The following is a 4,674-nucleotide window of genomic DNA, read 5'->3' as shown; positions in this document are numbered from 1 at the left end:
CAAGAGTTCATTGAGGATAAAACCGATACACTTTTTATCAAGAGTGCGGACAAGCCTGTGCTTGATCTGAACCGCTATAGCGGTATCAACTTAAGCGATGCAAGCCCTGATTGCCTGAGAGTTGAGCTGAACTATGTGACTTCAACCGTGAGAATTTTCTATTCCAACGGCGAACCGGCAAGGGTTAACACCCCAACCAGCGAAGATCCCGATAAAACCAGCGCCAATAGTGCTTATTGCGACAATCAGGAGGACAACGAAGCAGCGGTAAGCTGGACTGCAGTAGGAGCATCCCGGCGTCAGTAATAGCGCCGCTCATCAAGCTCCCAGCTTTGCAAAAAGCCTTTTTTGCGGTCGATCATGCGCTCGTAGGCTGAAATCATAACAGCCACATGGGGCGCCTTGGCCAAGCGTAAAGTCTCAATACGGCGTTCCAGGCGGTCCACTTCAGTGCTGACTTGCTGATGCACGTGGCTACGCACGCTGTCGTGATGGTCGAGCCTAACCTGTCTGGCGGTGGGAGGGTATTCGTTGTGGGTGTTTGCGGGCTTATCCATTGCGTATCTCATCCATTGAGTTGCAGTAGTTCCTTTTTCCTGATTGCAGTTTGCATAACTGTCCGACAAAGCGCAACAAAATGAATAGAGTTTCATTTTTGCGTCATGGTCAGGTAACCGTTCCACACCCAGAGAATCCTGTCCAATCCACTGCTATAGTTCCCCTTACTGTCTTTTAAAAGCTACCAGGATTATTTATGAGCCAGACATCCGTTGCCGACACCCTCAGGGAATACCTTTCTCTGCTTGAGCTAATGGACGACGCCTACTGGGAAGCCTCCAGCATTGCGCATAAGGACATGCTGTACGACATCATCAGTATTTTCAGCCAGGAAGTCTCCGAGATAAACAAGCTCAGCATTCAGGATCACCACTACCCTTATGAGGTGATCACTGAAGGCATTCGCCGCGTGGTGCCGACATTGGAAAAGCTGGACGAAAACAGAGAGGAAATCATCCAGCGTACTCAAACGCTGACAGACTTCAGAGACATTCTGTCATCCGTACTCGGTATTCTTGAGGATCAACTCAGAACCCTGTGAACGCCTCAGGCCGCGACCACCGGGCGCTCGCTTTCCGGGCGCAGCGGAAACTCGCGGGCAATGGTGTAAATAAACTTGCCCAGCGCAGGAATGTGATGCCCGACAATGGGAATCCCGGTGTTGAGGAGGCTTACGGAGATATCTCGCGCGGCGTCGGCCCAGCAGAGCTTGTTGATCAACCCGACATGCCCGAATGCATAGCGGCTTTGCTGCCCCCACAAACCAATCGGGTTGCCGCCCAGCATCATGCCAGCGCTGAAGCGCATGGGCATCAACATGGTGCGGTCGATCTGTAACGAACCGAACTGCTGAACGGCTCGGCGGATGGTAATCTCATTGCAGATGCGTTTGCCGTTCCAGATACCGCCATTGAGCATCATCTGGAAGAAACGTCCCATTTCTTCGGCCGTGCCACACAGGTTGCCCGCCGGAATCACGGCTTCCTGGAAGCGGGGATCATTGGTTACCTGCGCGACTGTTGATATATCACCGCCAAGTGCACGGTTAACGAGCCAAGATACGGGAAAGCGTGGTGTAGGGCCGGTGGCGTAGTTGGTGGCCAGTTCATGCAGGTTTTCAGCCTGTATTCCATAGGTGAACCACTTCATGCCCATGGGCTGGCGCAGGTGTTTGTCCAGGTAGTTTTCGATACTGTCGCCAGTGACTTTTTCAAGCACTCTCTGCAGTACATAACCACCCGTTATTGCGTGATAGGCAACTTTGGACCCGTTCACCTCAACCGCTCTGGCCTCGCATAGCAAACGCCAGATCTCATCCTTGTTCCACAGAACATCAATCGGAGTTTCATTGGGAATGGCGGGAATGCCACCACGGTGCGACAAAATCTGGTGCACCGTAATAGTGCGCTTGCCGTTTGTCGCAAACTCAGGGCAGTAATAAGATACTGGGTCCATCAGGTTAACCAGGCCCTGCTCCACCAGCATGTGCATCAGCAGCGCGGTAACAGCTTTGGAGGCAGAGAAGTAACAGATGGGTGTGTCTGTGGTCATGGCTATTTTGGGTGTGCCGGCGGGCTCATGGGGGCCGTTGCCGCTGGCATGACCAATGGCCCGGTGCAGTATCTGTTTACCCCGGTGGCGCACGGATATCTGGATGCCAGGGTGGACTCCCGTACGATACAAGGCTTCGACACTTTTCCAGATCGTGTCTACCGTGCGGGTTTCAACGCCAGCCGCTTCCGGTTTTTCGCCGGCGGCATCGCGGTGTGTAACGGTAGACAAATCCTTGGGAACCTTGCAACTGTGCAGTGCACGACGGGCTATTGGGTTCATCGGGTACGCCTTGGTATTGGTGACAGTTATTATTGGGCCTTCGAGCGGTTCAGCTCTGAAGTTATCATAGACCGTTGACCATTAGAAAAACCAACGAATTCAGGAGCAATCTATGACGCCCGGTATCGATGCGGCCTGTAAAGCCGGCATTTTTCATAACATCCATGAGTACGAGCACGACGCTGCCAGTGCGGGGTACGGCAATGAGGCGGCGGAAAAGCTGGGAGTGGATCCGGCACGGATATTCAAAACTCTGGTGGTTTCTGTGGATGGCAAAACCCTCGCCGTAGGCGTGGTGCCGGTCACCGGCATGCTAAGCATGAAGCTGGTCGCCAAGGCTGCCGGCGGCAAAAAAGCGGTCATGGCCGACCCGCAAGAAGTCCAGCGCCGGACCGGATATGTACTGGGAGGCGTTAGCCCCCTGGGCCAAAAGAATTGTTTGAAAACCTTCATTGATGCGTCCGCCGAAGGCTTTGATACCATTTACGTCAGCGCTGGCCGCCGTGGGCTGGAAATAGAGCTTTCACCTGATGATTTGGTCAGGCTGACCGAAGGGCAGTTTGCGCCGATACGAAACGAATAAGGCGTGTCTCACGCAATGAATCTGCTCGGGGCTCTGGTGAACTCCGAGATGCTGGCTAATGTCATCACCCTATTACCGCTGCCTTGTGGGGCGAGGATTGACTTGCCTTGTAACAGTAACGAAACACAAAATACTTACCTTGCAATTCACTTTCGCTTTTATGGAAGAAAGCTATGTTTGACTTTGCCATCACCGGCCTCGGAGCGACCGGAGTCAGTTTTTTAAGACAACTTCATTCTCAGTTATATGAGCAAGAGCTCAAACCTATAACAGTAGCTGTTATTTCACCGGCCGAGAGTTTTGCTGTGGGGCTTGCCTTTGGCAAGGCAGAGAGCTTTCTGAAGGTGAACACTCCTCATGAGCTCATGAGCATTGATCCAGAAGATCCGCATGGTTTTTTCTGCATGGATGAGACGCCAGCCGGAGGTAGAAGAGCGGTATCCTTCCCGTTTGAAATACTCCAAGTATTTAAAGGATATCTCTCAAAGAGGACCGAAAACTAAATCTTCACGAGTATCATTCTTCGGCCATAGACATAGATGACCTCAACGAATACCAAACAATACGATTGGGGACTGGCCAGAGGATTAAGGCTCACCGTACAGTTTTAACACTCGGCTCATTATCAGCTCCCACCTTTAGCCCTCAACTGCAGTAGATTGCGTTAGATCGCTAGTAAGTAAAGGATGCCCTTCTATTCATGTTTTTTCGCGCAACGGCTTTGTACCTACAGCCATCACCACGGCGGCTAATTATATGCCGAATCACTTCACTTGGCATAACCTAAAACGGGAATTTAGCCAGCACGGGAGAGGCAACAGGTTACCTAGAGTGATTGGACTGCTGCGCCAAGAGCTTCGTAACATGCGGAACCCTGAATTTTTTCATGCCAACCGCCTACTTGGTGAAGGTAATATTTGCTCTTACTGGAGCTATTTGCTTGAAAGAGCGAATGAGGGCCGCCTGCCGTTTCAGGACACAATAGGAACATCGCGTTACTTCGCTCACAAAGTCTGGCTGTAGTAGATACTCAAAAGATAAGCTGACTGCGCTTACATTCAGCTATCTCAATATTGGTTGGTTAGGCTTGCCATTGGCGATAGCTATTTTTGGTGACATCGCCAGCTGTATCATTATCGCCACCTACATCGGTAGCTCCGTATTTGGAAACCTAGTGTCTGTTGCCGCCTTACAGCCTAAGGCAAACTGGCGATTAATGGCGAAGCGCACATTGATTTCGCCTCCCGTACTTGCCGTGATTACTGGCCTCAGTTTGCGGGGGCTACCATTTGACTTAGCCAGCATGGACGAATTAGGCGTAGCTTATGAACTCGCTAAGAATTTGATGTCAATCACTGGAATGTGTGTGTTAGGTATCTGGCTATACAGCTCAAGTATTACTTGGCCTAACATACATCTGGCCGCTCGTGCAGCGTTGAGCCGCGCCATCCTTGGTGCATTCATTGTTGGAGTTTTGGTAATCACCCCATTTTAAGAGGGCATCAAAAGTAGAGCTTAGGCCACCATGGCCAATTTCTGTTGTGGGGTAATGCCCCCGAGGGCCATGTTGGGCCGTTCATTATTGTAGGTCCATAGCCACTGCGTTGCATATTCCTGAACCTCTTCAATGGAGTGGAACAGGTATTGGGCCAGCCAGTCATAGCGGACAGTCCGGTTATAGCGCTCGATATACGCGTTCT

The 4,674-nt window shown here is 51.3% G+C and carries 7 protein-coding genes and 1 pseudogene; 5 read left to right on the top strand and 3 right to left on the bottom strand.

All coding sequences use genetic code 11. The features are described 5' to 3' along the window. A pseudogene (locus BCA33_RS18065) lies at nt 1-306 on the top strand (hypothetical protein); the annotation flags it as partial. Here BCA33_RS18065 and BCA33_RS18060 read toward each other — a convergent pair. After that, the gene (locus tag BCA33_RS18060; RefSeq protein ID WP_071268049.1) at nt 300-557 is read right to left on the bottom strand and encodes a hypothetical protein; all 258 of its coding nucleotides are present in this window, start codon (nt 555-557) and stop codon (nt 300-302) included. The pseudogene BCA33_RS18065 and the gene BCA33_RS18060 sit on opposite strands and share 7 nt — an antisense overlap. Before the next feature lie 197 nt (nt 558-754). Between BCA33_RS18060 and BCA33_RS18055 the strand changes: the two genes are divergently transcribed. Beyond that, the gene (locus tag BCA33_RS18055) at nt 755-1,099 is read left to right on the top strand and encodes a hypothetical protein (RefSeq protein WP_071268047.1); all 345 of its coding nucleotides are present in this window, start codon (nt 755-757) and stop codon (nt 1,097-1,099) included. A 5-nt stretch (nt 1,100-1,104) separates the two neighbouring features. Here BCA33_RS18055 and BCA33_RS18050 read toward each other — a convergent pair whose 3' ends face one another. Next, nucleotides 1,105-2,391, bottom strand: a complete 1,287-nt coding sequence (locus BCA33_RS18050) for a serine hydrolase (protein ID WP_071268045.1) — start codon at nt 2,389-2,391, stop codon at nt 1,105-1,107. Between the two features lie 112 nt (nt 2,392-2,503). Here BCA33_RS18050 and ybaK point away from each other — a divergent pair, with 112 nt between their 5' ends. The 3 genes from ybaK (at nt 2,504) to BCA33_RS18030 (ending at nt 4,469) form a co-directional block, all read left to right on the top strand. Further along, nucleotides 2,504-2,974: a Cys-tRNA(Pro) deacylase gene (gene ybaK, locus BCA33_RS18045; protein ID WP_071268043.1), complete on the top strand. Its 471-nt coding sequence runs from the start codon at nt 2,504-2,506 to the stop codon at nt 2,972-2,974. A 173-nt stretch (nt 2,975-3,147) separates the two neighbouring features. After that, nucleotides 3,148-3,477, top strand: a complete 330-nt coding sequence (locus BCA33_RS18040) for an FAD/NAD(P)-binding protein (protein ID WP_071268041.1) — start codon at nt 3,148-3,150, stop codon at nt 3,475-3,477. A gap of 590 nt (nt 3,478-4,067) precedes the next feature. Further along, on the top strand, nt 4,068-4,469 hold the full coding sequence (locus tag BCA33_RS18030) for a hypothetical protein (protein ID WP_071268037.1): 402 nt from the start codon (nt 4,068-4,070) through the stop codon (nt 4,467-4,469). A gap of 20 nt (nt 4,470-4,489) precedes the next feature. On the opposite strand, the gene BCA33_RS18025 is transcribed toward BCA33_RS18030, so the two are convergent. Next, nucleotides 4,490-4,674: integrase core domain-containing protein (locus tag BCA33_RS18025; protein WP_139173055.1), on the bottom strand; the 185-nt coding region annotated here is incomplete at its 5' end.

This window comes from Marinobacter sp. AC-23 (genome assembly GCF_001858325.1).
Lineage (GTDB): Bacteria > Pseudomonadota > Gammaproteobacteria > Pseudomonadales > Oleiphilaceae > Marinobacter.
This window is presented reverse-complemented; position numbering and strand designations above follow the sequence as displayed.

Excerpts from the sequence above, each read along its gene's own strand:
- BCA33_RS18050 (WP_071268045.1), bottom strand. The coding sequence starts at position 2,391 with ATGAACCCAATAGCCCGTCGTGCACTGCACAGTTGCAAGGTTCCCAAG.
- BCA33_RS18055 (WP_071268047.1), top strand. The coding sequence starts at position 755 with ATGAGCCAGACATCCGTTGCCGACACCCTCAGGGAATACCTTTCTCTG.
- ybaK (WP_071268043.1), top strand. The coding sequence starts at position 2,504 with ATGACGCCCGGTATCGATGCGGCCTGTAAAGCCGGCATTTTTCATAAC.
- BCA33_RS18040 (WP_071268041.1), top strand. The coding sequence starts at position 3,148 with ATGTTTGACTTTGCCATCACCGGCCTCGGAGCGACCGGAGTCAGTTTT.
- BCA33_RS18060 (WP_071268049.1), bottom strand. The coding sequence starts at position 557 with ATGGATAAGCCCGCAAACACCCACAACGAATACCCTCCCACCGCCAGA.